Origin of the sequence: Microbacterium sp. SORGH_AS_0428, assembly GCF_031453615.1 — a bacterium.
Lineage (GTDB): Bacteria > Actinomycetota > Actinomycetes > Actinomycetales > Microbacteriaceae > Microbacterium.
On the sequence record NZ_JAVIZT010000001.1, the window covers coordinates 3,130,764 to 3,155,650 of the forward strand.

General features: G+C 70.1%; 28 protein-coding genes. 19 read left to right on the top strand and 9 right to left on the bottom strand.

Annotated features, from left to right (window positions below; all coding sequences use genetic code 11):
• On the top strand, positions 1 to 456 hold the full coding sequence (locus QE374_RS15255) for a GNAT family N-acetyltransferase (RefSeq protein ID WP_309736255.1): 456 nt from the start codon (positions 1 to 3) through the stop codon (positions 454 to 456).
• Entirely contained in the window at positions 453 to 818 is a 366-nt protein-coding gene (locus QE374_RS15260; RefSeq protein WP_309736256.1) for a cupin domain-containing protein, read from the top strand. The genes QE374_RS15255 and QE374_RS15260 overlap by 4 nt, the downstream gene beginning before the upstream one ends.
• A gap of 10 nt (positions 819 to 828) precedes the next feature.
• On the opposite strand, the gene QE374_RS15265 is transcribed toward QE374_RS15260, so the two are convergent.
• Positions 829 to 2,238: an MFS transporter gene (locus QE374_RS15265; RefSeq protein ID WP_309736257.1), complete on the bottom strand. Its 1,410-nt coding sequence runs from the start codon at positions 2,236 to 2,238 to the stop codon at positions 829 to 831.
• Positions 2,239 to 2,309: 71 nt separating this feature from the next.
• On the opposite strand from QE374_RS15265, the gene QE374_RS15270 reads away from it, so the two are divergent.
• The 8 genes from QE374_RS15270 (at position 2,310) to abc-f (ending at position 9,600) form a co-directional block, all read left to right on the top strand.
• Positions 2,310 to 2,987, top strand: coding sequence for a TetR/AcrR family transcriptional regulator (locus tag QE374_RS15270; protein WP_309736258.1), 678 nt, complete (start codon positions 2,310 to 2,312; stop codon positions 2,985 to 2,987).
• A gap of 70 nt (positions 2,988 to 3,057) precedes the next feature.
• Positions 3,058 to 4,134 (top strand): hypothetical protein, encoded by a 1,077-nt coding sequence (locus QE374_RS15275; protein ID WP_309736259.1) that lies wholly within the window; start codon positions 3,058 to 3,060, stop codon positions 4,132 to 4,134.
• Positions 4,135 to 4,237: 103 nt separating this feature from the next.
• A complete protein-coding gene (locus QE374_RS15280) occupies positions 4,238 to 4,699 on the top strand; it encodes an aromatic ring-opening dioxygenase LigA (protein WP_309736261.1) in 462 nt (153 codons plus the stop codon).
• A 111-nt stretch (positions 4,700 to 4,810) separates the two neighbouring features.
• A complete protein-coding gene (locus QE374_RS15285; RefSeq protein WP_309736263.1) occupies positions 4,811 to 5,476 on the top strand; it encodes an alpha/beta hydrolase in 666 nt (221 codons plus the stop codon).
• Positions 5,477 to 5,698: 222 nt separating this feature from the next.
• Positions 5,699 to 6,439, top strand: a complete 741-nt coding sequence (locus QE374_RS15290) for an SDR family oxidoreductase (protein WP_309736265.1) — start codon at positions 5,699 to 5,701, stop codon at positions 6,437 to 6,439.
• Positions 6,436 to 7,020: a TetR/AcrR family transcriptional regulator gene (locus QE374_RS15295; RefSeq protein ID WP_309736266.1), complete on the top strand. Its 585-nt coding sequence runs from the start codon at positions 6,436 to 6,438 to the stop codon at positions 7,018 to 7,020. Before QE374_RS15290 ends, QE374_RS15295 begins: the two co-directional genes overlap by 4 nt.
• A gap of 63 nt (positions 7,021 to 7,083) precedes the next feature.
• A complete protein-coding gene (locus QE374_RS15300; RefSeq protein WP_309736267.1) occupies positions 7,084 to 7,932 on the top strand; it encodes a transposase in 849 nt (282 codons plus the stop codon).
• Between the two features lie 27 nt (positions 7,933 to 7,959).
• Positions 7,960 to 9,600 carry a ribosomal protection-like ABC-F family protein gene (abc-f, locus tag QE374_RS15305; protein ID WP_309736269.1) on the top strand — a complete coding sequence of 547 codons (1,641 nt, stop codon included), beginning with the start codon at positions 7,960 to 7,962 and terminating at the stop codon, positions 9,598 to 9,600.
• Here abc-f and QE374_RS15310 read toward each other — a convergent pair.
• Both QE374_RS15310 and QE374_RS15315 read right to left on the bottom strand, forming a co-directional pair.
• Positions 9,587 to 10,135 carry a dihydrofolate reductase family protein gene (locus QE374_RS15310; RefSeq protein ID WP_309736271.1) on the bottom strand — a complete coding sequence of 183 codons (549 nt, stop codon included), beginning with the start codon at positions 10,133 to 10,135 and terminating at the stop codon, positions 9,587 to 9,589. The two genes, abc-f and QE374_RS15310, sit on opposite strands and share 14 nt — an antisense overlap.
• A 32-nt stretch (positions 10,136 to 10,167) precedes the next feature.
• A complete protein-coding gene (locus QE374_RS15315) occupies positions 10,168 to 10,512 on the bottom strand; it encodes a LysR family transcriptional regulator (RefSeq protein WP_309736273.1) in 345 nt (114 codons plus the stop codon).
• 81 nt (positions 10,513 to 10,593) lie between these two features.
• Here QE374_RS15315 and QE374_RS15320 point away from each other — a divergent pair, with 81 nt between their 5' ends.
• Complete coding sequence (locus tag QE374_RS15320) at positions 10,594 to 10,998, top strand: VOC family protein (RefSeq protein WP_309736275.1); 405 nt, start codon at positions 10,594 to 10,596, stop codon at positions 10,996 to 10,998.
• Here the strand turns inward: QE374_RS15320 and QE374_RS15325 are convergent.
• On the bottom strand, positions 10,995 to 11,939 hold the full coding sequence (locus QE374_RS15325) for an SDR family oxidoreductase (protein WP_309736277.1): 945 nt from the start codon (positions 11,937 to 11,939) through the stop codon (positions 10,995 to 10,997). The two genes, QE374_RS15320 and QE374_RS15325, sit on opposite strands and share 4 nt — an antisense overlap.
• 140 nt (positions 11,940 to 12,079) lie before the next feature.
• Here QE374_RS15325 and QE374_RS15330 point away from each other — a divergent pair, with 140 nt between their 5' ends.
• Positions 12,080 to 12,916, top strand: a complete 837-nt coding sequence (locus QE374_RS15330) for a helix-turn-helix transcriptional regulator (RefSeq protein ID WP_309736279.1) — start codon at positions 12,080 to 12,082, stop codon at positions 12,914 to 12,916.
• A 40-nt stretch (positions 12,917 to 12,956) separates the two neighbouring features.
• A complete protein-coding gene (locus QE374_RS15335) occupies positions 12,957 to 14,336 on the top strand; it encodes a DUF222 domain-containing protein (RefSeq protein WP_309736282.1) in 1,380 nt (459 codons plus the stop codon).
• Between the two features lie 19 nt (positions 14,337 to 14,355).
• On the opposite strand, the gene QE374_RS15340 is transcribed toward QE374_RS15335, so the two are convergent.
• A complete protein-coding gene (locus QE374_RS15340) occupies positions 14,356 to 15,015 on the bottom strand; it encodes a hypothetical protein (protein WP_309736284.1) in 660 nt (219 codons plus the stop codon).
• 169 nt (positions 15,016 to 15,184) lie between these two features.
• Between QE374_RS15340 and QE374_RS15345 the strand changes: the two genes are divergently transcribed.
• Genes QE374_RS15345 through QE374_RS15355 form a run of 3 tightly spaced genes read left to right on the top strand, consistent with a single transcriptional unit; the run spans position 15,185 to position 18,063 of the window.
• A complete protein-coding gene (locus tag QE374_RS15345) occupies positions 15,185 to 15,730 on the top strand; it encodes a PadR family transcriptional regulator (RefSeq protein ID WP_137417445.1) in 546 nt (181 codons plus the stop codon).
• A 41-nt stretch (positions 15,731 to 15,771) separates the two neighbouring features.
• Positions 15,772 to 17,439: an AarF/UbiB family protein gene (locus tag QE374_RS15350; protein ID WP_309736287.1), complete on the top strand. Its 1,668-nt coding sequence runs from the start codon at positions 15,772 to 15,774 to the stop codon at positions 17,437 to 17,439.
• Between the two features lie 36 nt (positions 17,440 to 17,475).
• Positions 17,476 to 18,063 (top strand): TetR/AcrR family transcriptional regulator, encoded by a 588-nt coding sequence (locus QE374_RS15355; RefSeq protein WP_309736289.1) that lies wholly within the window; start codon positions 17,476 to 17,478, stop codon positions 18,061 to 18,063.
• A gap of 5 nt (positions 18,064 to 18,068) precedes the next feature.
• Here QE374_RS15355 and QE374_RS15360 read toward each other — a convergent pair whose 3' ends face one another.
• Both QE374_RS15360 and QE374_RS15365 read right to left on the bottom strand, forming a co-directional pair.
• Positions 18,069 to 18,869 (bottom strand): family 1 encapsulin nanocompartment shell protein, encoded by an 801-nt coding sequence (locus tag QE374_RS15360; RefSeq protein ID WP_309736291.1) that lies wholly within the window; start codon positions 18,867 to 18,869, stop codon positions 18,069 to 18,071.
• Between the two features lie 17 nt (positions 18,870 to 18,886).
• Positions 18,887 to 19,936 (bottom strand): Dyp-type peroxidase, encoded by a 1,050-nt coding sequence (locus QE374_RS15365; protein WP_309736293.1) that lies wholly within the window; start codon positions 19,934 to 19,936, stop codon positions 18,887 to 18,889.
• 200 nt (positions 19,937 to 20,136) lie between these two features.
• Here QE374_RS15365 and QE374_RS15370 point away from each other — a divergent pair, with 200 nt between their 5' ends.
• The 3 genes from QE374_RS15370 to QE374_RS15380 all read left to right on the top strand — a co-directional run bounded on the left by QE374_RS15370 (position 20,137) and on the right by QE374_RS15380 (position 23,095).
• On the top strand, positions 20,137 to 20,991 hold the full coding sequence (locus QE374_RS15370; protein ID WP_309736295.1) for a helix-turn-helix transcriptional regulator: 855 nt from the start codon (positions 20,137 to 20,139) through the stop codon (positions 20,989 to 20,991).
• Between the two features lie 81 nt (positions 20,992 to 21,072).
• Entirely contained in the window at positions 21,073 to 22,233 is a 1,161-nt protein-coding gene (locus QE374_RS15375; protein ID WP_309736297.1) for a helix-turn-helix domain-containing protein, read from the top strand.
• Positions 22,234 to 22,378: 145 nt separating this feature from the next.
• On the top strand, positions 22,379 to 23,095 hold the full coding sequence (locus tag QE374_RS15380; protein WP_309736299.1) for an alpha/beta hydrolase: 717 nt from the start codon (positions 22,379 to 22,381) through the stop codon (positions 23,093 to 23,095).
• A 30-nt stretch (positions 23,096 to 23,125) separates the two neighbouring features.
• Here the strand turns inward: QE374_RS15380 and QE374_RS15385 are convergent, their stop codons facing one another.
• Both QE374_RS15385 and QE374_RS15390 read right to left on the bottom strand, forming a co-directional pair.
• The gene (locus QE374_RS15385) at positions 23,126 to 23,476 is read right to left on the bottom strand and encodes a UBP-type zinc finger domain-containing protein (RefSeq protein WP_309736300.1); all 351 of its coding nucleotides are present in this window, start codon (positions 23,474 to 23,476) and stop codon (positions 23,126 to 23,128) included.
• Entirely contained in the window at positions 23,473 to 24,687 is a 1,215-nt protein-coding gene (locus tag QE374_RS15390; protein ID WP_309736301.1) for an MFS transporter, read from the bottom strand. The genes QE374_RS15385 and QE374_RS15390 overlap by 4 nt, the downstream gene beginning before the upstream one ends.
• Between the last annotated feature and the right edge of the window lie 200 nt (positions 24,688 to 24,887).

Consider the following 24,887-nt stretch of genomic DNA (forward strand, 5'->3'; position numbering starts at 1 on the left):
ATGAGCACAGACGCCCTCATCCCTCGCGTCCGCATCCCGCTCCCGGACGCCTACGAGATCGACACCGACCACGACCGCATCGACCTGAAGCGGGTGCACGAGTGGTTGTCGACCGACGCGTTCTGGGCGATCGGGCGCTCGTTCGACGTCGTCCAGCGCGCGGCCGCCGCATCGGTCAACTTCGGCGTGTACGACCCGACGGGTGCGCAGGTCGGCTACGCCCGTCTCATCACCGACGGTGTGACCTTCGGGTGGCTGTGCGACGTGTACGTCGCACCCGAGGCACGGGGTCGCGGACTCGGGAAGGCCCTGGCCTCCGCCGTGGTGGATGCGGTGCGCCCGCTCGGCCTGAAACGCCTCATGCTCTCGACCCTCGACGCGCACGAGCTCTACGCCCGCGTGGGTTTCGCGCCGTTCCCCGACCCCGACCGGCTCATGGTCATCGGTGCCTCATGACGGGGGAGAAGCTGAATCCGACCAGCCGGGAGACCGCCGCACACTACATCTGGGGCGAGGTGTCCGAGGGATGGCGCCTGGTCGACGGTCCCGGGCTCTCGGTGATCGAGGAACGGGTGCCCCCGGGCTCGGGGGAGCAGTGGCATGTCCACGACACCGCGCGGCAGTTCTTCTATGTCCTCGAAGGCCGCGCGCATCTGCACACAGCGGACGGGACCGTCGAGTTCTCGGCGGGTGAGGGCGTCGAGGTTCCGGCGGGTCTCCCGCATCGCTTCGCGAACCCCGGGCCCGCGGACGTCCGTTTCCTGGTCGTCAGCGCACCGTCGACGCGCGGTGATCGCCGGGCCGTCGACGCTCCCTGATCCACCAGCTTCACTCCACCTCGGCGACGGCTGTCCGCGGGAGGAGCGGCACCGCCAGCAGGCAGACCGCGACCACGCCCAGCAGCGCCAGGAGCGTCACCGAGACGGCGCCGATGTCCCCGGCGGGTAGGAGCGTGAGGAAGATGCTCGTGACGAGTGCCGATCCGATGCCGTTCGCGACCTGCTGCACGGCGCTCAGCGATCCGCTTGCCGATCCCGCATCCTGCGCGTCGACGTCGCCGAGCGCGGTGTTGAAGATCGAGCTGAAACAGATTCCCGCCCCGATGCCCATGAACAGCGTCGATACGGCGAGCTGCCACCACGCCACACCGGTGCCGGCGACCGTGACGAACAGGAGCATGAGGCCGACTCCGGCGAGCACGGCCACCAGGCCGAGGACGACGAGTTTCCGGGCGAGCGTGACGATGAGAGCCGCGGCGACGCCGGAGCCTCCCATGATGCCGATCGTGAGCGGGATGAGGCTGAGCGAGGTCTGGGTCGGGGTGTAGCCGAGGCTGAACTGGAAGAACAGCGAGATGACGTACATCAGTCCGCTGAAGGCGGCGAAGACGAGCAGACCGACGATCAGACCCGCGGTGAATCCGCGGTTCGCGAGCAGACTGCGAGCCAGCAGCGGCTCAGAGGTGGTGGCCTGCCGCCATACGAAGCCGGCGAAGACGACCGCGCCGGCGCCGATCGACACGAGCGCGAGCATGCTCCAACCCTCGCTGGACCCCTCGATGAGGCCGAACAGGATGGCGAACAGCGAGACCACGAGCAGGACGCTGCCCCATACGTCGATGCGGGTTGCCGGTCGCGCGGGAACGTGGGGCAGATACTTCACCGCCATGACCAGCGCGATCGCACCCAGGACGAGGTTGATGAGGAAGACCGGTCGCCACTGCAGGCCGAACAGATCCGCGTCGATGAGCAGGCCCCCGAGGATGGGGCCTGCCACCGCGAAGACGCCGAGCATGGGAGCGAAGACGCCGAACGCCTTCTGCAGCATCGGCTTGGGGAAGGTGGCCGTCATGATCGCCATGCCCTGAGGGATGAGGAACGCTCCGAACAGGCCCTGACCCACGCGTGCGGCGACGAGCATCTCCGGCGTAGGGGCGAGCCCGGCGACAGCAGATGCGGCGATGAACCCGCTCATTCCGATCAGGAAGGTGCCGCGTTGACCGAACTTGTCTCCCACCTTCCCTCCGAGCACGAGAAGGGAGCCGAGCGCCAGCGCGTACGCGGCCCCCAGCCACTTGATGAGGCTCTCGTCGGCGCCGAGGTCGGCGACGATCGAGGGCGCGGCGATGTTGGTGATGGTCGAATCGACGAGGTCCATCGCATCCGCGAGGAGGACGACGATAAGGGTCAACCACACGCCCTTCGTGGTCAGGGTGGGGGAAACGGGCGGCTGAGACATGCGAGCTCCAATCGAGACGAACGCGATCGTAACGAACATGTTCGTCACGATCAAGTGCGTATAGTCGGACCATGAGTCGACCCGAGCCCGTCAGTCGTCGTGCCCGACCTGCAAAGCCCCCGCTCTCCCGAGGGGCAATCCTCGACGCCGCGGTCGCTGTGGTGCAGAAGGAAGGTGCGGCCAAGCTGACGATGCGCAGGCTCGCGTCCGAGCTCGACACCGGTCCCGCCTCGCTCTACGTTTACGTGAAGAACACGACGGAGCTGAACGCCCTCTTGATCGATCGTCACCTCGGTGAGCTCGACCTCACGTGGGGGGAGAGCGAACCGTGGCGCGATCGCCTCGAGCGCGTGCTCGACGACTACGCGCGGTTGTTGGCGAGCCAGCCCGGACTCGCCGCAGCGGCGCTGGTGACATGGCCCGATGGTGCGCACTACCTCGACCTGCTCGAACTCCTCATGCGTCTGCTGCGATCGGCGGGGGTGACGGGGGAGCGAGCGGCGCGCGGCGTCGATCTGCTGCTGCAGTACGCCACCGCATCCGCCGCGGAATGGGCGGCGCGCGCAGGCGGCGAACAAGAGTTGTCGGATCTCGCAGAGATTCTGGATGCGGCCGACCCGCACCGCCATCCCGAGCTGCACGCGGCCGGCGCGGCGCTGTTCACCGCGGGCAGCCCCGAGGAACGCACCCGCTGGGCGACGCGCGCCATCGTGGACGGCATCCTGGCGAGCGCGCCGGGCGGGGCCTGATCCCGCGAATCCCACAGGCCGATCAGTGGGCGAGCGTGCACCCTGGCGCGGTGACCCTAGGATGGCGCGCGTGAGCGTCGACACCGCCCCCTTGACCGCGCGGATCGATCGTCGACGGCTCCGCGACTACCGCCGCTCGCTTCCGTCCACCGTTCGTCCGCGGTTGGCCGGCATCCTCGCGCGCGTCGTGCTTCTCATCGTCTTCCCGCTGGCGCTGCTCGTGATGTGGCTGGTGATCATCGACGGGTCGTTCTTCGCGGACGGCGACGGGGAGCTGATCGTCATCCTCTTCCCTCTCGCGATACCACCCGTGATCGGCGTCGTGGTGTTCGCGCGCGCGATCCGCCGCAGATCGGGCGTGCGTCAGTACCGACTGAACGGCTTCGCCGAGGCCAATGGATTCACCTACGAGCCGTACGCGTCGGCCCCGCCCCTGCCGGGGATGATCTTCACGCGCCCGGGGCAGTCGTCCGCGTTCGTCACTGACATCCTCCGGCGGCGTGCGGGGTACGCGCTGGAGATCGGCAATCACACGTGCACCACGGGCTCGGGCAGGAGCACGACGACCTATCGATGGGGGTACGCGGCGATCCGGCTTCCGATCGCATTGCCGCACATCGTGCTCGACGCCCACGGCAACAACGCGATCGGTCGGCCGAGGCTGCCGATCGCGTTCGCGAAGGACCAGCGGTTGTCGCTCGAGGGCGACTTCGACCGCTTCTTCACCCTCTACTGCCCGAAGGGATACGAGAGGGATGCGCTGTATCTCTTCTCACCCGACGTGATGGCGGTCTTCGTCGACGAGGCCGCACGTCTCGATGTCGAACTCGTCGATGACCACCTGTTCCTCTACTTCCCGGGCCGACTCGCAACCCTCGATCCGGCGCTGTGGGAGCGGCTGCTGACCACCGTGGAGGTCCTCTCGCAACGGTTGCTGCGGTGGGAACGCTGGCGGGATGATCGCCTGGAGAGCTCGACCGACGTCACGGACGAGATCCTCAACGGGTTCGGGAGCGGACGCGGCGTCGCGCGGCAGGGGCGCCGGCTGTCGGTGAAGGAGGACTGGTGGTGGGTTCTCGGCGCCGCAGTGGCCGTCTTCGGGTTCGTCAACCTCGTCCACGATGTGATCGCAGGGTGGTCGTCCTAGGTCGTGGGCGCAGGCGAGCCGCCGAATCACACGGCCGCGGCTCGCGCGCCGCATCCATCGGCCTGCGAGGATGCATACGACCGTCTCCGTCGAAAGGACCCGCATGAGCACGCGCTCCGACCTCTCCTCCGTCCGTCGCGCCGGCGGCTACGCCGTCGCCGCCGGTACGCTGTTCGCCGCCGTCGGCGCCGCGGCGTGGGCCACGGTCACGAGCCAGCTGCGTGCCGAGAAGGTCACCGTCCCGCCGAACGCGCCCGCGCTCGCCGGGGCGCCCGTACAGGGACCGGTCAGCGCCTACATCGAGGCGCAGGTCATCAAGGGCAACGCGGAGCGCGGTGCCGGTGGTCGCACCTATGCCGACATCAGCGCGGCGCTGCAGAAGGTCGAGAAGGGGAGCCAGGAGGAGGCGGACCTGCGCAAGCAGAGCGCCGCTCTGTCCACCGCATCCGCTCTGCGCACCTCGTTGTTCACCTCGGTGCTCGCCTACGGCGTCGCAGCCTTCGCTGCGGGCATGGGTGCCCTGCTCGTGGTGGTCGGCGGGCAGCTGCGCCGCGCCGGACGCTGAGGCGGCCGCATCCGCGGCTGGTAAATTCTCCGAGGCGATCACCGCTGCGGCACACGGTGCCCCGGTTCCCGATCGCCTTCTCGATCCCGCCTTCCGCGAGAGGACTCCCGCATGACGGACACCCAGATCTTCGAGCCCGACGGCCGCGCCATCCCGTTCGCGGTCGAGGGCGACGGCCCCGGCCTGGTGCTGCTGCCGGCGCAGGGCCTGAACATCGGCTACCTCGAGGCCCTCGGGCACTCGGTCGCGCAGGAGGACTTCCGCGTCGTGCGCATCGGTACGCGTCGTCCCTCGGATGCGGCCGTGTCGCTGCACGAGCTCGCCCAGGACGTCGTTGACGTGCTCGATCACCTCGGCATCGACCACGCCTGGGTCGGCGGACACGCTTTCGGCGGCACGGTCGCGCGCCTGGTCGCGATCGACCACCATGACCGGGTGAACGGTGTGCTGCTGCTCGGGGTCGAGGGGGCGGCCGGCTCCGACGAGCTCGACCTCTCCGACGCCCCGGAAGAGCTTCGCGATGCGGAGGTCGACGGCCTGCAGCGCGCCGCGCGTGAGGCGCTCGGCGAGCTCCCCGCGCCGGCGGCCGGCGTTCCGGTGCTCGTGGTGCAGGGCGCGGACGACCGCGTCACGCCCCCGTCGAACGGCGAGGACCTGCGCGCCTCGGCCCCCGAGCTGGTGAGTGTCGTGAACATCGACGGCGGCAAGCACCTGTTCCCGGCTACCCACACCGGGGCCGTGTCGTGGGCGATCGAGGACTACCTCGACTGGGACTGATCCCGCACACCTCGATGAGGGCCGGTGTGTCCGCGGACGCCCGGCCCTTCGTCGTTCCCGCCCTTCGCCGCCGAGAGCAGGGCTGTCCCACGCCCGAACTCCTGCAATCCGTGCGTGTGCGGCGCCGCGGTGGCAGCAGTATCCGGTTCTGCAGGAGTTCGGACGATTCGGCCCCGCGACTAATCGACAGATGTAGCGTAAGTATGTCGAAAGGAGTTCCACATGGGACGTGTCAGTGGAAAGGTCGCGCTGATCAGCGGAGGCGCTCGAGGCATGGGAGCCTCGCACGCACGGCTGCTCGTGCAGGAGGGCGCGCAGGTGGTCATCGGTGATCTGCTGGATGCGGAAGGCGAGTCTCTGGTCGCAGAACTCGGCGAGGCCGCACGCTACGTGCACCTGGACGTGACGAAGTACGAGGACTGGGATGCTGCCGTCGCCCTCGCCGAGAGCGCATTCGGTCGTCTCGACATCGTCGTCAACAATGCGGGTATCGCGACCTTCGGATCCATCGAGACCTACGAGCTCGCGCAGTGGGATCAGATCATCGCGATCAACCTCACCGGCGTGTTCTATGGCATCAAGGCGGCGATCGAGGCGCTCAAGCGCAGCGGCGCCGGGTCGATCATCAACGTGTCGTCGACGGCCGGCCTCCAGGGATACGAGGCGCTGCCCGGCTACAACGCGGCGAAGTTCGGCGTGCGCGGGCTCACGAAGAACGCGGCGCTCGACCTCGGGCGCTACAACATCCGGGTGAACTCCATCCATCCCGGTGTCATCCGCACGCCCATGACCGACGGCCTCGACACGGCGCAGAACCACGTTGCGCTGCACCGCGTCGGCGAGCCCATCGAGCTGTCGAACCTCGTGCTGTTCCTGGCGAGCGACGAGTCGAGCTTCTCGACCGGCGCCGAGTTCGTCGCCGACGGAGGAGAGACCGCGGGGCTGGCACACTACGAGGCGTGACGATCGATCCTCGGCAAGCCCGCACCAGCGCCGCCTTGCGCGCGGCGCTGGTGCGCTTGCTCGCACACCGGTCCCTCGACGCGATCTCGGTCTCCGAGCTCTGCCGTGAGGCCGGGGTGCACCGCACCACCTTCTACAAGCACGCCAAAGACGTCGACCGATTCGCCGTCGCCACCTTCAGCGCCGATCTGGATGCGCTCGCCGCCGTCAGCCCGGCGACGGACGATCCGGTCGAGACGGCGGGGGAGTACCTGGCGGCCATGCGCCGACTGCTGGAGATGCTGGCGGAGCAGCGTCCCGTCTACCGGGCCCTGTTCGCCTCCTCCGCCCGCGGTGCGTTCCGCGCGGCGATCGGCACGCGCCTCGTCTACCGGGTGCACCTCGCTCTGGAGCATTTCGCCGCATCCGGCGTCGTCGGAGCCCCGCGTACCGCGCGGGACCAGGACGAGGCCGCGGCTTTCATCGCCGGCGCTCTGGTGGGCGTCCTCGACGTCTGGACGCAGGAAGACGACACGGATGCGGACGCCGCCGCCTCCCGCGTGCTGCGTCTGATGCCCGGATGGTGGCCCGTCCGCGCGTGACCCCGGGGTGAGCCGTGCGGGCAACGGGCCGGTGCGCGGCGGACCCCGCGGCAGAATGGGCCCATGGTCGCCGCATCCGGGAGCTTCGTCGACGAGGTCGCCGTCGCGCTGTACCGGCTGCCGCCCGACGCGTTCACCGCCGCCCGTGACGAGCGGGCCGCGGCGGCGGATGCGGCCGATGCCGTGCACATCAAGGCCCTGCGCAAGCCGGTCGTCGCCGCGTGGGCCGTGAATCTCCTCGTCGCCGACGGGCAGCTGGCCGAGGCGGTCGAACTGGCTGCCGCGCTCCGCGAGGCGCAGGACGATCTGGATGCGGCCGAGCTCCGCCGGCTCGGCGCGCAGCGGCAGCAGCTCGTCGCCTCTCTGGCGAACCGCGCAGCGGCCCTCGCCGCGGAGGCGGGGCACCCGCTCGCCGACTCCGCTCGCGAGGCCGTCGCTCAGACGATCAATGCGGCCGTCATGGATGCGCGCGCCGCTGCCGCCGTCCTCACGGGTCGCCTCCGCAGGCCGCTGGGTCTCGGAGCGCTCGACGAGTTCGACGCGGCGGACGTCGTCGCGGGCTCTCCGCCCGGCGAGACGCACGAGCGCTCCGCGTCCGATCCGGACGAGCTCGCCGTGCGTCGTGCGCGCAAGGCCGCGGAGCGCGCGGCGAGGGATGCGGAGCGCACCGCGACGGCCGCCGAGCGGGAGAGGGTTGCCGCCGAGGCCGCCGAGCGGAAGGCGCGAGAGCACGCCGACCTGGTTCACGAGCGGACCGCCGAGGTGCGCGCGCAGCTCGAGCGGCTCCAGTCGGACGCGGATGCGGCGGATGCGGAGCTCGCCCGTCTCGAAGAACGGCTGCGGGAGGCCGCATCCGCCGCGAAGGCCGCCGCGAACAAGGCGGAGCGCGCCCGCGACGCGGTGCCGGACTGACGCACGTCCGCCTGCGAGAATCGAGGGATGACCGCAACCCTCGTCGCCCATCAGCTCGCCGGCGGCTACGGCCACCGCACGCTCTTCGAGGGCGTCGAGCTGACGGTCGCCCCCGGTGACGTGATCGGCGTGGTCGGCGCCAACGGCGCCGGCAAGTCCACGCTGCTGCGTCTGCTGGCGGGCGTCGACCAGCCGCAGGGCGGCAGCGTCTCGCTCGCGCCCGCTGACGCCTTCGTGGGCTGGCTGCCGCAGGAGCACGAGCGCGTGGCCGGCGAGACCGTGTCGGCGTACATCGCGCGTCGCACCGGCTGCGCCCAGGCGAGCGTGCAGATGGATGCGGCCGCCGCCGCTCTCGCCGACCCGGACGCCGTAGGAGCCGACGACGCCTACGCCACGGCTCTCGAGCGCTGGCTCGCGAGCGGCGCGGCCGACCTCGAGGAGCGCGTGCCGGCGGTGCTGGCCGACCTCGGGCTCCAGCTCGACGCCGACGCGCTCATGACCTCGCTCTCGGGTGGGCAGGCGGCGCGCGTGGGCCTTGCAGCCCTTCTGCTCAGCCGCTTCGACATCGTGCTGCTGGACGAGCCGACCAACGATCTCGACCTGGACGGCCTCGAACGGCTCGAGACGTTCGTGCGGGGTCTGCGTGGCGGCGTGGTGCTCGTCAGTCACGACCGGGAGTTCCTCGCGCGGTGCGTCACGCGGGTGCTCGAGCTCGATCTCGCGCAGAACGCCAACCGGCTCTACGGCGGCGGCTATGACGCGTACCTCGAGGAGCGGGCGACGGTGCGTCGGCACGCGCGCGAGAAGTACGACGAGTTCGCCGACAAGAAGGCGGACCTCGTCGCCCGTGCCCGCACGCAGCGGGAGTGGTCCAGCCAGGGCGTGCGCAACGCCATGAAGAAGTCGCCCGACAACGACAAGATCAAGCGCAAGGCGTCGATGGAGTCGAGCGAGAAGCAGGCGCAGAAGGTGCGTCAGATGGAGAGCCGCATCGCGCGCCTGGAGGAGGTCGAGGAGCCGCGCAAGGAGTGGCAGCTCGAGTTCACGATCGGCTCGGCGCCGCGCTCCAGCACGGTTGTCGCGACGCTGTCGGAGGCAGAGTTCCACCAGGGCGACTTCGTTCTTGGCCCGATCTCGCTCCAGGTCAACGCGGGTGAGCGCATCGGCATCACCGGACCCAACGGTGCCGGCAAGTCGACGCTCCTGCGAGGGCTGCTCGGTCGTCAGGCGCCGGATGCGGGGCGCGCCTCGCTCGGCGCCAACGTGCAGATCGGTGAGATCGATCAGGCCCGGGCGCTCCTGTCCGGTACCCGGCCGCTCGCCGAGGCTTTCGGTGACCTCGTGCCGGAGATGGCCGCCGCCGAGGTGCGCACGCTGCTCGCGAAGTTCGGATTGAAGGCCGACCACGTCACGCGCGCCGTCGACGAACTCTCGCCGGGGGAGCGCACGCGAGCCGGAATGGCGCTGCTGCAGGCGCGGGGCGTGAACCTTCTGGTGCTCGACGAGCCGACGAACCATCTCGATCTGCCCGCGATCGAGCAGCTCGAGCAGGCACTCGAGTCCTACGAGGGGACGCTCCTGCTCGTGACGCATGATCGCCGCATGCTCGCCGCCGTCGACACCGACCGCAATTGGCGCGTCGAAGCCGGTCGGCTCACCGAGCTGTAGTACGGGGGACGTAGCGAGAGGCCACCGCACCCGAGCCGTACTCGATCCGCTCGGTGAGCCGCAGATCCAGCGGCGCAGTCAGCCCGTCGAACAGCCTCGGGCCGTGACCGGCGACACGCGGATGCACGACGAACTCGTACTCGTCGATGAGGCCGGCCGCGGCGAGGGCGGTGGGGAGCATCACGCCGCCCGTCGCGATGTCCGCATCCCGCTTGAGCTCCTTCACGGCGGTGACCAGGTCGCCGCGCACGAGCTCGGCGTTCCAGTCCACCTCCTCCAAGGTGCGCGACACGACGTACTTGCGGGCGGCGTCGATTGTGCGGCCGAACGGCTTCATCCAGTCGGGGAGGGCCTCGGATGCGGGCGGTCGCCACGCATCCTGCATCATCTCGTACGTGACGCGACCGAACAGCAGGACGTCCGCTCGTGCGATGTACTCCGCCGCACGCCGGTGGAGCTCCTCGTCCGGCGTCGCGGAGCGATGATCGACGCACCCGTCGAGCGTGACGTTGATCGAGTAGCGCAGCACTCCCATGGGGTCAGAGTAGGACCGTCGGCCGCTCGCGGCTAGCGCCCCTGACGCTTCTTGTAGGGCTTCGGCTGCCCCTTCACGATGGGGGCGCGGCCCTTGCCTTTCGAGGCCTTGGCCTTCCCGCCTCCCGGGGTGTTCGGTCGCGCCGCTGCTGCGGGCGCGTCGGCGATGCGAGCCCGCGCCTCGTCGAGCAACAGCATGCCGGCGGGGGTGAGGCGGGTCGGGGCCTCCCGGATGACGAGGGGATGGCCGACCTCTTCCTCGAGCTTGTCGAGGGTGCTGTAGAGCGCGGGCAGCGGTACCCCCAGCGCCTGCGCGGCGCGCGGGAAGTGCAGATGCTCGGCGAGAGCGACGAACCGCACCAGGTGTTCGAGCTTCATAGGGGCCTTCCGATCGCCGACGATCCATTGTCGCAGCAGGTCCTCGTGTGCCGTGTCGGTGGATGCTGCCAGGATCGACGCATGCCGATCTTCGATCACCTGGGAATCACCGTCGAGGACGTGCCGAGCGCGACGGGGCAGTTCGATCCGATCATGGCCGCGCTCGGGTACACGCGGGCCGATGCCGAGACGTCTGTCTCGTGGTGGCGCGATGGTGAGACCGAACTCATCCTCATGCCTGCGCGCGAGAGCGGTTCCGGGCCCCACATCCATGGCCGCGTCGGTTGGCAGCACCTGGCTTTCGCGGTCGATTCGCGCGACGAGGTCGAGCGTCTGCACGAGATCGCCGTCGCGGCGGGCTGGATGCCGGTGCGGGCTCCGAAGGAGTACCCGCGGTTCACCCAGCGCTACTACGCGTCGTTTCTCGAGGACGCGAACGGGATCCGCATCGAGTTCATGCACAACCCGCCCGGCGACGCCGACTAGTCGGTCGGGAACACCACTCCCGTGAGCTCCTGCGACACCGTCCACACGCGTCGGGCGGCCTCGTCGTCGCGCAGCGGACGGTAGAGGCGCTGCTCGGCGGGAGCGCCGCCGACGCGGCCCGGACCCGACGGGCCGTACAGATGGCCTCCGACCGCGTCCGCAGCGGTTGCCGCCAGCAGGGCGGGGAGCGCCGCCGAGTCCGGGGTCCCGACGAAGAGCCCGCGTGCGGACATCCACCGGATCAGGCGCACGCCACGAGTGTCCGTGGCGCGTTCCAGCTCGGGACGGGCCGCCAGCAGACTCGTCGGCGCGACGCCGGGGTGTGACAGGACACTCACGACGCCCCACCCGCGCGCGACGCTCTGTCGCTGCAGTTCGCGGGCGAAAAGCCCCAGCGCGATCTTCGACTGTCGATACGAGGTCATCGCGTCGTAGCTGTGCTCGGCGTTCAGATCGTCCCAGCGGATGCGGCCGCTAGACGCCGCCACGCTGATCTGAGACACGACGCGCGCGTGACCCTCGCGCAGGAGCGGGAGCAGCGCCGCGACCAGGGCGACATGTCCGAGGTGGTTGGTGCCCCACTGCGCTTCGAAACCGTCCGCGGTGAGCTGCCGCGAAGGTGGCGACATGAGGCCGGCGTTGTTGATCAGCAGATTCAGCGGAGTGCCGTCTCCTCGAAGCTCCTCGCCGAGCGCGGCCACCGATGCGAGCGACGCCAGATCCAGATCGTGCAGGATCACGCGGGCGCGCGGCGCGTCGGCGCGGATGCGGTCGACGGCCGCATCCCCCTTGGTCCGATTGCGCACGGGCAGGACGATCTCGGCGCCGGCGCGAGCCAGCCGTGCGGCGATGCGCAGGCCGATGCCGTCACTGCCACCCGTCACGAGGGCGCGTCGGCCCGCGAGGTCGGGGAGTTGGAGATCAGGTGCGGTGCGGGTCATGGGGTCTCCTCGGTCGGGGTGATCCGAGCATCGCGCCCACCGTGCCGGTCAACCAGGACCCGTCGATCCACGTCTCACGTACGCCGGGGGTGGATCGACGGTCCGTGGCTGCGAGTCGCGCGGCACGGTAGGAAGGGCGCATGGAGATCGATCGCGAGGCGCTCGCCGTCTTCCTCAGGCGGCGGCGCGAGGCCTTGCAGCCCGACGACGTGGGCCTCGTTGGCGGGAGCCGCAGACGTACCACCGGGCTCCGCCGGGAAGAGGTCGCGGCACTGTGCCACATGTCCACCGACTACTACGCACGTCTCGAACGGGCGACGGGTCCGCATCCGTCGGCGCAGATGGTGGCGGCCATCGCGCAAGGGCTGCACCTCACGCTCGCGGAGCGCGATCATCTCTTCCTTCTGGCAGGCCACCACCCTCCCGTCGCCGGAGTCTCGGGCGAACACGTCAGCCCCGGCATGCTGCGGATCCTCGATCGCCTCACCGACACACCGGCCGAGATCGTCACGGAGCTCGGCGAGACCCTCCGCCAGACGCCGCTCGGCGTTGCCCTCACCGGAGACACGGCGTCGCTGACGGGCTCGGCGCGCAGCCTGGGCTACCGATGGTTCACCGATCCGGCCAGCCGCGAGCTCTACGATCCGGACGACCACGAGTTCCTCTCGCGATTGTGGGTCTCCGGACTGCGCGAGATCGCGACCCGCCGCGGCCAGGATTCCCGCGCATCGCAGATGGTGGCGGAACTCGCTGCGCGGAGCCCTGAGTTCCGCGACGTCTGGTCGCGGGGCGAGGTCGGGGTGCGCCCGCGGCCGACCAAGCGCTTCATGCATCGCGAGTTGGGTGCGTTGGAGCTGGAATGCCAGACGCTGCTCGACCCTTCGCAGTCGCACGCCCTCCTCGTGTACATCGCCGTGCCAGGGTCGGAGAGCGCCGAGAAGCTGCGGCTTCTGACGGTCATCGGTGCGGGGATCTGAATCGCGGCGCGATGTCGGAGGTCCGGCCTAGCGTGAGGGTATGGACGAGGATGACGCCATCGACGACGACCGCCGCATCGCGCGGTCGTGGGAGGCGCCGCCGTCCGGGGCCGATGAGCCCGATCTGATCGACCAGGTCGTGGGTATGGCTTCGCTCGTCTCGTCGTTCGCTGCCCAGCGGGCGGTCGCGATCGCCGAGGCGCGTACCGCGGCACTCGTCGAGTCGGCCTCGCGCGGGGGAGACCGCGGCATCGCCGAGCGCTCATTCCGGCTCGAGCTCTCGCAGGCTCTGCGCGTCACCGAGTCGACGGCCGAGCGTCTGGTGTCGCAGGCGGTCGCGCTCACCGAGCGCTACGATCCCGTGCTCGATGCGTTGGGGCGCGGCGCGATCACGGAACAGCACGCCCGCATCCTGGTCGAGACGGTGGATACGGCAGAGGCACCGCTGCGTGGCGAGCTCGCGACCTTCGCGCTCGAACTCGCCGAGCGGATGCCGGTCGGTCATTTCCGTTCCGCGGTCCGCGCGCTCGTCGAACGGGCCAGGGCGGTCTCGCTCGAGCAGCGCCACGACGACGCGGTGCGGATGCGGCGCGTCTCGGTCGAGGCGGACAGCGACGGCATGGCCTGGCTGTCCGCGTACCTGCCGGCGGTCGAGGCTCGGGCGATCTTCCACCGGCTCACCGCGATGGGTAGTGCCCTCCTGGCGGACGAGCGGGAGCACGCCGCCGGCGCTGACCTCGCCGAGACCAGCGTCGGCGACGAGGTCGACGGGACGCTCGCGACGCGAACGCTCGATCAGGTGCGCGCCGATCTGCTCGGCGATCTGCTGGTCGACGCACAGGTGAGCGATCATCCCGAGGCGGTGCGGGGCGTGCGTGCCACCATCGCTGTCACCGTGCCGGTGCTGTCGTTGCTCGACGATGACGCCGCGGCGAGCGCGCCGGCCGAACTCGACGGCGTCGGGCCCATCCCGATCCGCACCGCGCGCACCCTCTGCGGAACCGCGGACGGATGGATGCGAGTGCTCACCCACCCCGAGACGGGCGTCGTGCTCTCCGTGGGGCGCACGCGGTACCGCCCGCCGGCCGATCTGCGGCGCCTGGTGCGCTGGCGGTCGGCACGCTGCACCGCACCCGGGTGCCGGATGGATGCCAATCGCTGCGAGATCGATCACACCGTGGCGTGGGAGCACGGAGGTGAGACTCGCGCCGACAACCTCACCCCGCTGTGCAAGGGGCACCACACCATCAAGCACCACGGTGGATGGCAGACCCGTCAACACCCCGACGACGTGATCGTCTGGACGTCACCCGCGGGTCGCCGCTACCGCGTCGAACCGGAGCGACGAGCACCCCGCTTCATCCCCGGATCCGCGGGGAGGGCATCTCGCGCGCCCGATGGCGAGGCGCCGCCCTTCTGAGCGGTCGTCCCCGCGCGGGTCAGAGATCCGAGAAGTCGTCGGCGGGAGCCTGCAGCTCGCGCACCGTGTCGCCGTCGAGGCCGAGCCTCACGAACTGGATGCCGACCGAGCCGGGGTTCGTGAGCGACTGGGTGCCGGAGATCTCCACGGAACCGAGATCGAGCCAGTCCGCGACACCGTCGCCGTTCTCGTCGAAGCCGTCGCGGGCTCCCGCATCCATCGCTTCCGTCCGCGTCGAGCCGACCGTCACCCCCTCCTGCGTGGCGACGGGCACACCGTGGAAGTTCGCGGTCGTCACCGCGACGTGTGCGGGGCCGTCGGGACCCGAGACGACGACGATCCCGTCGTAGTCGAAGCGTTGCATCTGGAAGCTGTATCCGGGCAGGTCGTCGATCGGGGTCTGGACGGGATCTTGCTCGCTGATCGAGCGCAGGAGGATCTGGAGGTCTACGAGTTCGGTGTACGAGACGACCTGAGTCTGTCCGTCGTGCTCATACCCGATCGCCTGGATGCCGATGACGAGTCGAGCCGGTTCGGGCTCGGGCGTGGGGGTCGCATCTGTCGCGGTACCCGCGACGCCGGTCGGCACGGTCGGCACGGGCGCCGCCGGCGTCGCGGCGCAGCCGGAGAGCGCGACGAGCGCCAGGGTGACGGTGGAGAACAGGAGTGTCCGCTTCATGACTGCGACGCTACGACACGGATCGATCGACACGCGCGCATAGGCGAGTCACAGACTCGTATCGGTTCGGCGAGCCGTGAGCCGCCCGCTGAGAGTCTTCTGAAGACAGCACCAACCTCCACATGAACGATATATCGTGAAGTATCGTTCACGATCTGAGGAGGTCACGATGAGCAATCCATTCGCGGGTGCAGGATTCGGTGGCGGGCTGCCGGGAAGTCTCTGGGACGCCATGGAGCAGATGCGGTCGTCGGTCGACAAGCGGGTCGGCTTCCGTGTCGGTCGCGGCGATGTCCGCGCCGCGGTCCTGCTCCTTCTCGCCGAGCAGCCGATGCACGGCTACCAGATCATCAGTGAGATCGCCGAGCGCAGCGGCGGGGCGTGGAAGCCCAGTGCCGGCTCCGTGTATCCGACGCTGCAGTTGCTGGCCGACGAGGGCCTGATCGTCGCCGAAGAGGCGGGCGGGCGCAAGACGTACTCGCTCACCGAGGCCGGTGCCGCCGAGGCCGAGGAGGCCGCCGAGTCCGACGCTCCCTGGGAGGCGCCGGGGATGCGCGACAGCGGACGTATGACGGCGCTGCCGAAGGCAGGCATGGAGCTCGCCCAGGTCGTCGCCCAGGTTGCCCGCACCGGTTCGCCGGAGCAGGTGCAGGCGGCGGTCGACGCTCTCGGTGAGACGCGCCGGCGCCTGTACGCGATCCTCGCCGAGGACTGAACCCGGTGCCGCCGGCAAGTGACGGCGGAGTGGATGCGGTCGTGACCGATGCCCGGGCACGGTACAACCGGATCATCCGCTTCGCCGCGCGCGCCCTCGTCCAGGTGTGGTGGTTCGAGCTCGTCCTGCCACGCCTGGGCCTGACGCGTCTCGCGATGCGACGTCAGCCGCAGCGGATGACGCGGCTGGCCCGTCGGTTCCATGCGCTCGCGCTCGAACTCGGCGGGCTCATGATCAAGGTCGGGCAGTTCCTCTCCTCCCGTCTCGATGTGCTGCCGCCCGAGATCACGAAAGAGCTCGAGGGCCTGCAGGACGAGGTGCCCCCGCTCCCGTTCGCGGCCATCCGCGCCGCCGCGGAGGCGGAGCTGGGGATGCCGCTGGAACGCGCATATGCGCGTTTCGATCCGACCCCGGTCGCGGCAGCATCCCTCGGGCAGGCGCACCGCGCCCGTCTGCATGACACCCTCGCGCAGGACGTCGGGTTCGCCGAGGTCGTCGTGAAGGTGCAGCGCCCCGGCATCGATGAGATCGTCGCGGTCGACCTCGCCGCCCTTCGCCGCGTGGGCGGCTGGCTGCGCCGCATCCGCATCGTGCGTGAGCGTGTCGATGCGCCGGCGCTGGTCGAGGAGTTCGCCGCCACCAGCCTCGCCGAGACCGACTACCTCCACGAGGCGGCCTGGGCGGAGCGATTCGCGGCCGACGTCGCCGACGAGCCGCGCGTGGACGCCCCCGTCGTGGTGTGGGAGCGCGTGACGCGCCGCGTCCTCACCCTGGCGGATGTCACCGCCATCAAGATCTCGGATGCGGACGCCCTCCGTGCGGCGGGCATCGATCCGGCGGCCGTGGCCGCACTCTTCGCCCGCGTCATGTTCGACCAGCTGTTCCGCCGCGGGTTCTTCCACGCCGACCCCCACCCGGGCAACGTCTTCGTCACGCCGGATGCCGGCGTGGACGGCGGATTCCGGCTGACGTTCATCGACTTCGGGATGATGGGGGAGGTGCCCGACACGCTGCGCGACGGACTCCGCGGCCTCCTGATCGCCGTCGCCGCACGCGACAGCAAGCGTCTGGTCGAGGGGATCGGTCGGGTGGGTGTGCTGCTGCCCGACGCAGACACCGCTGAGCTCGAACGCGCCATGACCACGCTGTTCGCGCGATTCGGCGGCATGGGGTTCGCGGAGCTTCGCGATGTCGATCCGCGGGAGTTCCGGGAGTTCGCCGAGCAGTTCGGCGATGTCACCCGCGAGATGCCGTTCCAGCTGCCCGAGAACTTTCTGCTCATCATCCGCTCGATGTCGATCACCTCCGGCGTGTGCAGCACGCTCGACCCGGCGTTCAACGTGTGGGATGCGGTCGAACCCTACGCATCCGAGCTCCTGCGTGCCGAGGGCGGCAACCTGATGCGCGACATGCTCGGCGAGATGGCATCGGTCGCCGCGATCACGGCGCGACTGCCGCGGCGCGCGGACGCTCTCATCACGCGTCTCGAAGAGGGACGCCTGACGGTCGACTTCTCCCGTCTCGAGCGACGCTTCGCGCGCACCGAGAAGCTGGCGACGCGCGCCGTGAGCGGTGTGATCTTCTCGGGGACCCTGATCGCGGGCGTTCTCCTGCGTCCCTCCGACGAGGTGCTCGGATCGGTCCTCATGCTGCTCTCGCTCCTTCCGCTCGGGCACGTCGTGCTGGCGGGCTGGTTCGGCAGGCGCTGAACCGACCACAGCGACACGCACGATACGGTGGGGGCCATGCCCCGCGCCCGATCTTTCGACGAAGAGCTCTTCCTCGACGCGGTCACCGAACGGTTCTGGGTCCACGGATACCGGGGCTCCGCGCTGACGGATCTGTCGGCCGCCACCGGCGTGGCCAACGGCAGTCTTTACCAGGCGTACGGCAGCAAGTGGGCACTGTTCCTGGTGATCTTCCGGCGTTACTGCGCCGGTCGTCTCGACTTCGTCGAGGCGGCCCTCGCGCCCGGGAAGGATGTGGCCGACACCGTCCGCGCCTACCTCGCCGCCGTGCGCGCCGACTGTGCGGCGCACCCCGACCGACGCGGCTGCCTCATGCTGAACACGATCGCCGAGTTCGGGTCCGACGAAGAGATCGCGCGAATCGTGGCCGGCACGATGACGAAGATGGAGCAGCGCATGGCCGAGGCCCTGGCCGAGGCGGCCGGTCGCGACCGATCCGATGAGGACGTCGTCGCCGCCGCGGCCAACGTCGTCGCGCTGTCGCAGTCGCTCATCCAGCTGTGGCGCATCGGCCGTGACGAGCGAGAGCTCGCCCGCATGAGCGAACAGGTGGCGCTCGCCGCGTCGGGAGTGCTCGCCGCCTGATCCGATCAGCGGATCGCGATCGCGGCCTCGGATGTCGCGACGCGGAAGGTCAGGCTCTCGATCAGGTACAGCTCGACCGCGTCGCGGCTGTGCGCCGCGTATCCGAGCGAGACGTCCTGGCCGGACTCCAGGATGAAGTCGCCGCCGCGCATGCTCACCACGACCGCACCCGTGATGCCGGGCGTCCACGCCACCGGTCCGCCGAGGATGCGTTCCAGGTGACGCTGCAGCACGGCGCCTCCCGCGTCGCTCCCACCGGAGATCTCGGTCCACGTGGCCGTGTCGACGGCGAGGCCGTACGGTCCTCCGACCCCGGCGCCGGACAACGTGGCGATCGCCTCGGCGACCAGGGGAGCGAGTCGGCCCGGCTCTCCGGCGCCGCTGAGCGGCGCGTGCGGTGATGACGGGATGATGCCGACGAACCCCGCGGCATCCCATCCGTGGAAGACGGCGACGTTCTCGGCACTCGCGAGCGCGACAGCCGCCTCGTCCAGGCCAGTCAGGTCCGTGTCGACCGCACCCCGGGCGTCATCGTCGAGCTCGCTGCGTGACAGGGAGAAGTCCGCCCGCAGTTCCGCGAGCGGGAGCACCTGGCGCGAACGCCCGGTGACGCCTGCGAACGGCGTCGAGAAGCTCGTGCCCACGCGTCCCAGCGTCGTCGCCGAGTGCTGCCAGCCGAGCGGGCCGACGAAGTCGACCAGGCGCCGGGCGCCGAGGGCGGGCTGCAGTCGCGTGCGCGCCTCGTCGTCCAGGGTGTCCCAGGTCGCATCGGTGATGGGTGCGAGGTCGCGATAGAGGTGATCCATGAGAGTCCTTCCGATCGTCAGGAACGGCCGCCGATGCCGAGCGAGGAGTCCGCGACGGGCGGGGGAGGCGCGGTTGCGGCAGGGGCGTTCTGCGGCTGGTCGTCGAGCCCGTCCAGCACGTCGGGGCGCGGCGCGAAGAACACGCTGCCCGTCACCGCGGACGAGAAGTCGAGCAGCCGGTCGTGCAGCCCGGGCGGGTCGCCGATGAACATCCGCTCGAGCATCCGCTGGATCACCCAGAGGTCCCGGCAGCACCCGATGAAGTACGTCCCGAACTCGGCGGCACCCGGGCGGCCGAACGGCATGTTGTCGCGGAGGATGTCGTGCTCGACCCCTTCGTCGTCCACGATGGTGGCCAGCGTCTTGTGCGCCTTCTGACCGCTCGTCGCATCATCGAGCTCGATGTTGTCGGCCTTCGATCTGCCCATGATCGCCTCCTGCGCCTCGGTCGGCAGTGCGCGCCAGGCGGAGAGCGGATGCAGGTACTTCTGTGTCACGACGTAGGTGCCGCCGGCGTGGGCGGGCTCCTCGTCACCGACGAGCACGGTGTCGGCGATGTCCTCGCCGACCGGGTTGGCCGTGCCGTCGACGAACCCGAGCACATCCCGTCGGTCGAAGTAGCGGAAGCAGGCCGTCTCGTCCTCGGTCGTGACCGCGTCGCCGAGCGCGTCCATGAGCTGCCGCTCGAACTCGAAGCAGATGTCGGCACGGTCGGCGCGGATGTGGAAGAGCAGGTCGCCTGCTGTCGCCGGTGCGGTGTGCGCCTCGCCGACGATCGGGACGAACGGGCGGAGCTGGGAAGGACGGGGTGTGCCCACGAGTCGCGGCCAGATCTCGCTCCCGATGCCGACGGTGCAGGTGAGCGTCGCCGAGGGATCGCGGAAGGCGACCGCCTTGATCGTGCCCGAGAGGTCCGCGAGGACTCCGCGCACGCGGTCGAGCGCCTCCGCCCCGGCGGCCACGCGCAGCACCAGGAAGACAGCGTGCGTCGACAAGGGGGAGCCGAACTGCTGCACGGCTCCCGGAACGAATGCGGAGGGATCCGCGCGGCGCGCGTTCTCGGCCATCGGGTTCCCTTCCGACGGCCGCGGGAGCACCGTCATCGTCAGTATGGCGCTCGGCGGCGTGGGAGCGCTCCGACACCGGACGAATGCGCGCCCGACACCCGGCGGGATCTCCGTGGGCACCGCAGGACGTCGGATACCCTCCCGAGGATGTGGAGCGCCCGCTCCATCACGTACATTCTTCTCTGCGGGGAGGAAGAGCCATGGAACGAGAACGCGCACTGGGCGACTATCTGCGTGCCCGACGCAATGTCCGCCAACCCGAAGAGGTGGGACTGGAGCGCGCCCCGGGTCGGCGCGTGCCGGGTCTTCGTCGCGACGAGGTCGCGCAGCTGGCCGGCATCAGCGCGGAGTACTACCTCCGTCTCGAGCAGGGTCGGGGTGCCCGTCCGTCCGACCAGGTGCTGCGCGCGCTCGCGGGCGTTCTCGGCCTGGATGCGGAGTCCCGCGCCTACCTCGGACGCCTCGCCGCGGGCACGCCCCCCTTGCGGGCCCCGGAGGACGCGGCGGTCGCGGACCAGATCGCGCGCGTGCTGGCGCAGTGGACGCATACGCCCGCGTACATGTCGGATCGGCACCGCGACGTCGTCGTGGCCAATCCGCTCGCCGCGGCGTTCGGCTTCGGCGGATTGGCGGCCGGGCAGAACGTCGTGATCAACCTCTTCAACGACAGGATGAAGCGCACGCTCGATCAGTGGGAGTCGATGACCAGGGCGGCCGTCGCGACCCTCCGACGCGACGCGGATCCGGACTCACCCCGCTTGAAGGAGATCATCCAGGAGCTCTCGCACGACGAGGACTTCGTGCGCATCTGGGAACGTCACGATGTGTCGGGGCCGGAGGACGCGCAGATCTCGATCATCGTCGAAGGGCTCGGCACGCTCGATGTCGAGATCCAGAACTTCGGCGTGCGCTCTCTCCCGGGGTACATCATGACCGTCATGGCGGCGCCGCCGCAGTCGCTGGCAGCCACCGTTTTCTCACGCCTCGTCGAGCGGTTGGCGGCGACGGAAAGTGGTACTACCCGGGCCTCCCAGCCCCTTCCACCCCCTCGGTAGCCTTCCGGGTGTCGATCCTCACGAAGGAGCACCCATGACGTATCCCCCCGCGTCTTCCCCTGTCCGAGCGGGTTCTCCGCGATGAACCTCCAAGACGTCGTCGACGAGCTGGCGGAGACGATCGGTCGTTCCGTCGTCATCAACGACCTCGCCTATCGTCCGGTGGCGGCCTCCGCGCAGGGCGACGAGATCGACGAGGTCAGGGCTCGAGCCCTTCTTCGCCGTCAGACCGCCCCGAACGAGCGTGCCTATCTGGAGAGCCTGCGGCTGCTGCAGTCGCGACGCCCCCTCACGATCGATCTGACGCGCTTCAACGCCCGTGAGCGGCTCGCCATCCCGATCTGGACCGATGATGAACCGGTGGGAGTCCTGTGGCTCATCACGGGCGGGATGCCTGCCCTCACCGAGCACGACTACCGCGCGATCGACGCCGCCGTCGCGGTCTCGCGCGACCTGCTGGTCACCCACTCGCGCACGGCGACGGTCTCGGTGCGCACCGCCGTCATGCGGGATCTGCTGGCCGCCGACGTGCTCGCCCGCCGCGAGGCCCTCACCGCCGCGGTGCGGTCGTACGGCGTCGAGCGGGGACCGGGCAGCGTCGTGCGCGCGGTCGCCGTCGGCTACGACACCGGCGTGGTGCAGCGCGCCGCGCTCGGGCGGGCACTGGAGAGCCTTCCCGGGGTGCGCCTCACGTTCCTGGGGGAGGACGGCGCCTCGCTGCTGTTTCTGGGACACGCGTCGGACACCGATGCGACGGATGCCGCGATCGCCGCCGAGACGGCCGCGGAGGACGTACTTCTGCGTGCCATCGGCTCCGCCAGCCTCACGCGCGAGGACAACGACCTGCGCGAGGTCGCCGATCGGGCCATCGCCGCCGCGGCGGTCGCCGAAGTCCTCCCGTCGCTGGGCGGGCGGGCGGCCGCGGAGGAGATCGGACCGTGGTTGCTGATCTCCGACGTCATCGCCGATCCGAGCCGGCTCGCCCGGTTCTCACCGGCGGCGCATGTACTGCTGAACGACGCCGATCCACTGCGCCGGCAGACGATCGAAGCGTTCCTCGACGGCGCGGGTCGCGTCCGCGAGGTCTGCGACGTGCTGCACATCCACCGCACCACGCTCTACTACCGGCTCGAGAACATGCCCGAACCGGTGCGCGACGCGCTCGATGACGGCCTGTCGCGCAGCACGCTGCATCTCGCACTGAAACTCGCCGCCTACTGGGAGCACTCGGGAAGGATCTGACGGCGTCGTCGCTGTGCCGAAGCGTTCGGCTGTCTCGTCCGACGCTACGACAGGCGTCGAGACAAGAGGGGACACCCGGTCGCAGCCCTCGCGACCCGTGCGCGTCTAGCGTCGAAGCCATCACATGCGAGACGAGGTGATCGTGATGGCAGAGATGCCGACGATCGTGCTGGTGCACGGTGCATTCGCGGACGGAGCGAGCTGGTCGCCCGTCGCGCTGCGACTCCAGGGAGCGGGATTCGAGGTGCGGGTGCCCGCCATCTCGAACCGCAGCCTCGCCGATGATGCCGACTACGTCAGCGCGTTCGTCTCCCGCATCCCCGGTCCCGTCGTGCTGGTGGGCCATTCCTACGGTGCCACGGTGGTCGGTGTCGCCGGTCGCAGTGAGAACGTCGCCGCCGTGGTCTTCGTGAGCGGGTATGTCCTGGATGAGGGCGAGAGCGCGGCGGAGATCCATGCCCGCTTCCCTGCGGCACCGGCGGTGGAGTTCTTCCGCGAGGTCGCCTATCCGGAGCTCGGGGACGGTACGCGCCGGGACGTCTGGGTGGATGAGAGGGAGTTCGCCTTCCTCGCCGCAGCGGGTCTTCCCGACGACGAGGCCGGGGTGCTCGCTGTGACGCAGCGTCCGCTCGATTCGGCCGTGCTCGGTGAACCCGCTCAGGCCGCGGCGTGGCGCACCACACCGTCGTGGGGTGTGATCGGCCTCGACGACCGGGTCGTCAACCCGGAGGCGCTGCGCTGGGCCTATCGACGCGCGGGAGCCCGCCAGATCCTCGAACTGGACGGCCCGCACCTGCTGATGCACACGCATCCCGCCGAGGTGGCAGCGCTCATCGTCCGCGTGGCGGCGACGCTCTCCTGAGCACGGCCTGGTGCGCGCGGTGTCGGCCGGTCACTCCCGCAGCAGCGTCTGCCAGTCAGCGGGCACCCGGTCGGCGGGGCCGGGCGCCGGCTGTGACACGGGGTGGGAGTGGGCGGGCGCGAGCTCGGGACCGGTCGCCATCGTCTCGGATTCGTAGTCCCAGAACCAGTCCTCGCCGGGCTCGAAGCTCTGCATGATGCGATGCCCGGTGGCACGCCAATGCGCCGTCGCGTGCTTGCCGAGGGAATCGTCGCAGCACCCCACGTGGCCGCAGGCGGCGCACCGGCGCAGATGCAGCCACCAGCTTCCCGTCTGCTCGCACTCGACGCACCCTGTGCCGCTGGGCGGCACATCCGTTCTGATCTGGGTCGAATCGCTCATACCTGTGCCTTTCTCGCTCGCATCATCGTGGCAGCGATCACCGTGGCGACGAACACCAGCGCTGCGAAGATCAGGAGGACCACCGTCTGGTCGACGAAGGTCAGGAAGACGCCGACCGCGAGAACCGGCAGGGCCAGCCCGCAATAGGCGATCAGGAAGATCAGGGCGAGAGTCTCGCCGCGGCGGGCGGGGTCCGCCAGAGCCGATGCGGTCGCGATCGACGCCTTGAACAGCAGCCCCACGCCGACACCCGACACCACCCCGCCGACCAGGAAGAGCGCCAGGCTCGGCAGGACGGCGCCCACCGCGACCAGGACGAGTCCTATAGCGCACGCGAGACGGGCGATCCCCAGCTGCACGCGCACGGGCACGCGAGCGAGCAGGACCTGCGCCGCGGCTGCCGCACCGAACACCGAGAACGTCGTCGCGCCGGCGACGAGGTGGTCGTGCTGGTCGAACGTTCCGGCGAGGAAGGTCGGGGCGAGAGAGGTGAACAGGCCGAACAGGGCGAACCCGGCGAAGGCGCCGAAGCCGGCGGCGATGAAGATCCGGCGGGATGCGGGCGGCGCCGCCAGGCGCTGCGGACGGTACGAGGGGCGCGGATCCGGCGTCGCAACGGTCTCGGGGACGGCGAGCAGCGCGACCGCTGCGAGCAGCAGCAGCACCAGGAAGACCGCGTGGGGGAGGACGAGCGGATCGGGGAGGAACTCGGCGAACAGGCCTCCGATGAGCGGCCCCAGGGCCAGGCCCCCGATGTTCGCGGCTCCGGCGACGGATGCCGCGACGATCGCGTTCTCGTCGGGGCGCGCCGCCTGGCGCAGCTCGCCGAGGTGCGCTGTCGCCGTCGCGGTCAGGATCCCGACGCTGACGCCGTTGACCAGTCGGGCGGCGATCAGACCCGGCACGCTCATCACGGCGAGGAACATGACCGCCGAGACCGCGGACACGAGCACGGCGATCACCAGCATCCGTCGTCGCCCGGTCCAGTCGCTGATGTGCCCGAGGAAGAAGAGACTGAAGACGACACCGACGGCGTAGGCGGCGAAGATCACCGTGACGATGGACACGGGGAAGTGATCGAGCTCCTGGTACAGCGGATACAGCGGGGTCGGTACGGTCGAGTACGCCATCACCAGGAGGAAGGCGATCGCCACGATCCAGAACCCGGCCCCGTGGGACACCTTGCGCCCGCTGCTGCGTATCTGCGACATGCTCCGCCTCCCCGGCCGTCCGCGTGCACGGCCGCATCCCTCACAGGCTAGGGGCGGGTGGATGCGCGGGGTGCGACCCGTGTCGAGCATCGCCTCGACACGGGTGCCGTGCGGCCTCGGCGCAACGCGGCAGACTTCGATGGGAGCAGAGGGTTCTGCGCCGCGGGCGGCGGCGTTAGCCTGAGCCAACGACGAGACGG

What these genes read in the sequence shown, in the direction of transcription:
- QE374_RS15365 (WP_309736293.1), bottom strand. Translation starts at nt 19,936, where the DNA reads ATGGCCGAGAACGCGCGCCGCGCGGATCCCTCCGCATTCGTTCCGGGA.
- QE374_RS15270 (WP_309736258.1), top strand. Translation starts at nt 2,310, where the DNA reads ATGAGTCGACCCGAGCCCGTCAGTCGTCGTGCCCGACCTGCAAAGCCC.
- QE374_RS15335 (WP_309736282.1), top strand. Translation starts at nt 12,957, where the DNA reads ATGGACGAGGATGACGCCATCGACGACGACCGCCGCATCGCGCGGTCG.
- QE374_RS15345 (WP_137417445.1), top strand. Translation starts at nt 15,185, where the DNA reads ATGAGCAATCCATTCGCGGGTGCAGGATTCGGTGGCGGGCTGCCGGGA.
- QE374_RS15300 (WP_309736267.1), top strand. Translation starts at nt 7,084, where the DNA reads ATGGTCGCCGCATCCGGGAGCTTCGTCGACGAGGTCGCCGTCGCGCTG.
- QE374_RS15385 (WP_309736300.1), bottom strand. Translation starts at nt 23,476, where the DNA reads ATGAGCGATTCGACCCAGATCAGAACGGATGTGCCGCCCAGCGGCACA.
- QE374_RS15265 (WP_309736257.1), bottom strand. Translation starts at nt 2,238, where the DNA reads ATGTCTCAGCCGCCCGTTTCCCCCACCCTGACCACGAAGGGCGTGTGG.
- QE374_RS15280 (WP_309736261.1), top strand. Translation starts at nt 4,238, where the DNA reads ATGAGCACGCGCTCCGACCTCTCCTCCGTCCGTCGCGCCGGCGGCTAC.
- QE374_RS15330 (WP_309736279.1), top strand. Translation starts at nt 12,080, where the DNA reads ATGGAGATCGATCGCGAGGCGCTCGCCGTCTTCCTCAGGCGGCGGCGC.
- QE374_RS15375 (WP_309736297.1), top strand. Translation starts at nt 21,073, where the DNA reads ATGAACCTCCAAGACGTCGTCGACGAGCTGGCGGAGACGATCGGTCGT.
- abc-f (WP_309736269.1), top strand. Translation starts at nt 7,960, where the DNA reads ATGACCGCAACCCTCGTCGCCCATCAGCTCGCCGGCGGCTACGGCCAC.
- QE374_RS15310 (WP_309736271.1), bottom strand. Translation starts at nt 10,135, where the DNA reads ATGGGAGTGCTGCGCTACTCGATCAACGTCACGCTCGACGGGTGCGTC.
- QE374_RS15290 (WP_309736265.1), top strand. Translation starts at nt 5,699, where the DNA reads ATGGGACGTGTCAGTGGAAAGGTCGCGCTGATCAGCGGAGGCGCTCGA.
- QE374_RS15260 (WP_309736256.1), top strand. Translation starts at nt 453, where the DNA reads ATGACGGGGGAGAAGCTGAATCCGACCAGCCGGGAGACCGCCGCACAC.
- QE374_RS15255 (WP_309736255.1), top strand. Translation starts at nt 1, where the DNA reads ATGAGCACAGACGCCCTCATCCCTCGCGTCCGCATCCCGCTCCCGGAC.
- QE374_RS15285 (WP_309736263.1), top strand. Translation starts at nt 4,811, where the DNA reads ATGACGGACACCCAGATCTTCGAGCCCGACGGCCGCGCCATCCCGTTC.
- QE374_RS15390 (WP_309736301.1), bottom strand. Translation starts at nt 24,687, where the DNA reads ATGTCGCAGATACGCAGCAGCGGGCGCAAGGTGTCCCACGGGGCCGGG.
- QE374_RS15315 (WP_309736273.1), bottom strand. Translation starts at nt 10,512, where the DNA reads ATGAAGCTCGAACACCTGGTGCGGTTCGTCGCTCTCGCCGAGCATCTG.
- QE374_RS15360 (WP_309736291.1), bottom strand. Translation starts at nt 18,869, where the DNA reads ATGGATCACCTCTATCGCGACCTCGCACCCATCACCGATGCGACCTGG.
- QE374_RS15355 (WP_309736289.1), top strand. Translation starts at nt 17,476, where the DNA reads ATGCCCCGCGCCCGATCTTTCGACGAAGAGCTCTTCCTCGACGCGGTC.
- QE374_RS15340 (WP_309736284.1), bottom strand. Translation starts at nt 15,015, where the DNA reads ATGAAGCGGACACTCCTGTTCTCCACCGTCACCCTGGCGCTCGTCGCG.
- QE374_RS15380 (WP_309736299.1), top strand. Translation starts at nt 22,379, where the DNA reads ATGGCAGAGATGCCGACGATCGTGCTGGTGCACGGTGCATTCGCGGAC.
- QE374_RS15320 (WP_309736275.1), top strand. Translation starts at nt 10,594, where the DNA reads ATGCCGATCTTCGATCACCTGGGAATCACCGTCGAGGACGTGCCGAGC.
- QE374_RS15370 (WP_309736295.1), top strand. Translation starts at nt 20,137, where the DNA reads ATGGAACGAGAACGCGCACTGGGCGACTATCTGCGTGCCCGACGCAAT.
- QE374_RS15325 (WP_309736277.1), bottom strand. Translation starts at nt 11,939, where the DNA reads ATGACCCGCACCGCACCTGATCTCCAACTCCCCGACCTCGCGGGCCGA.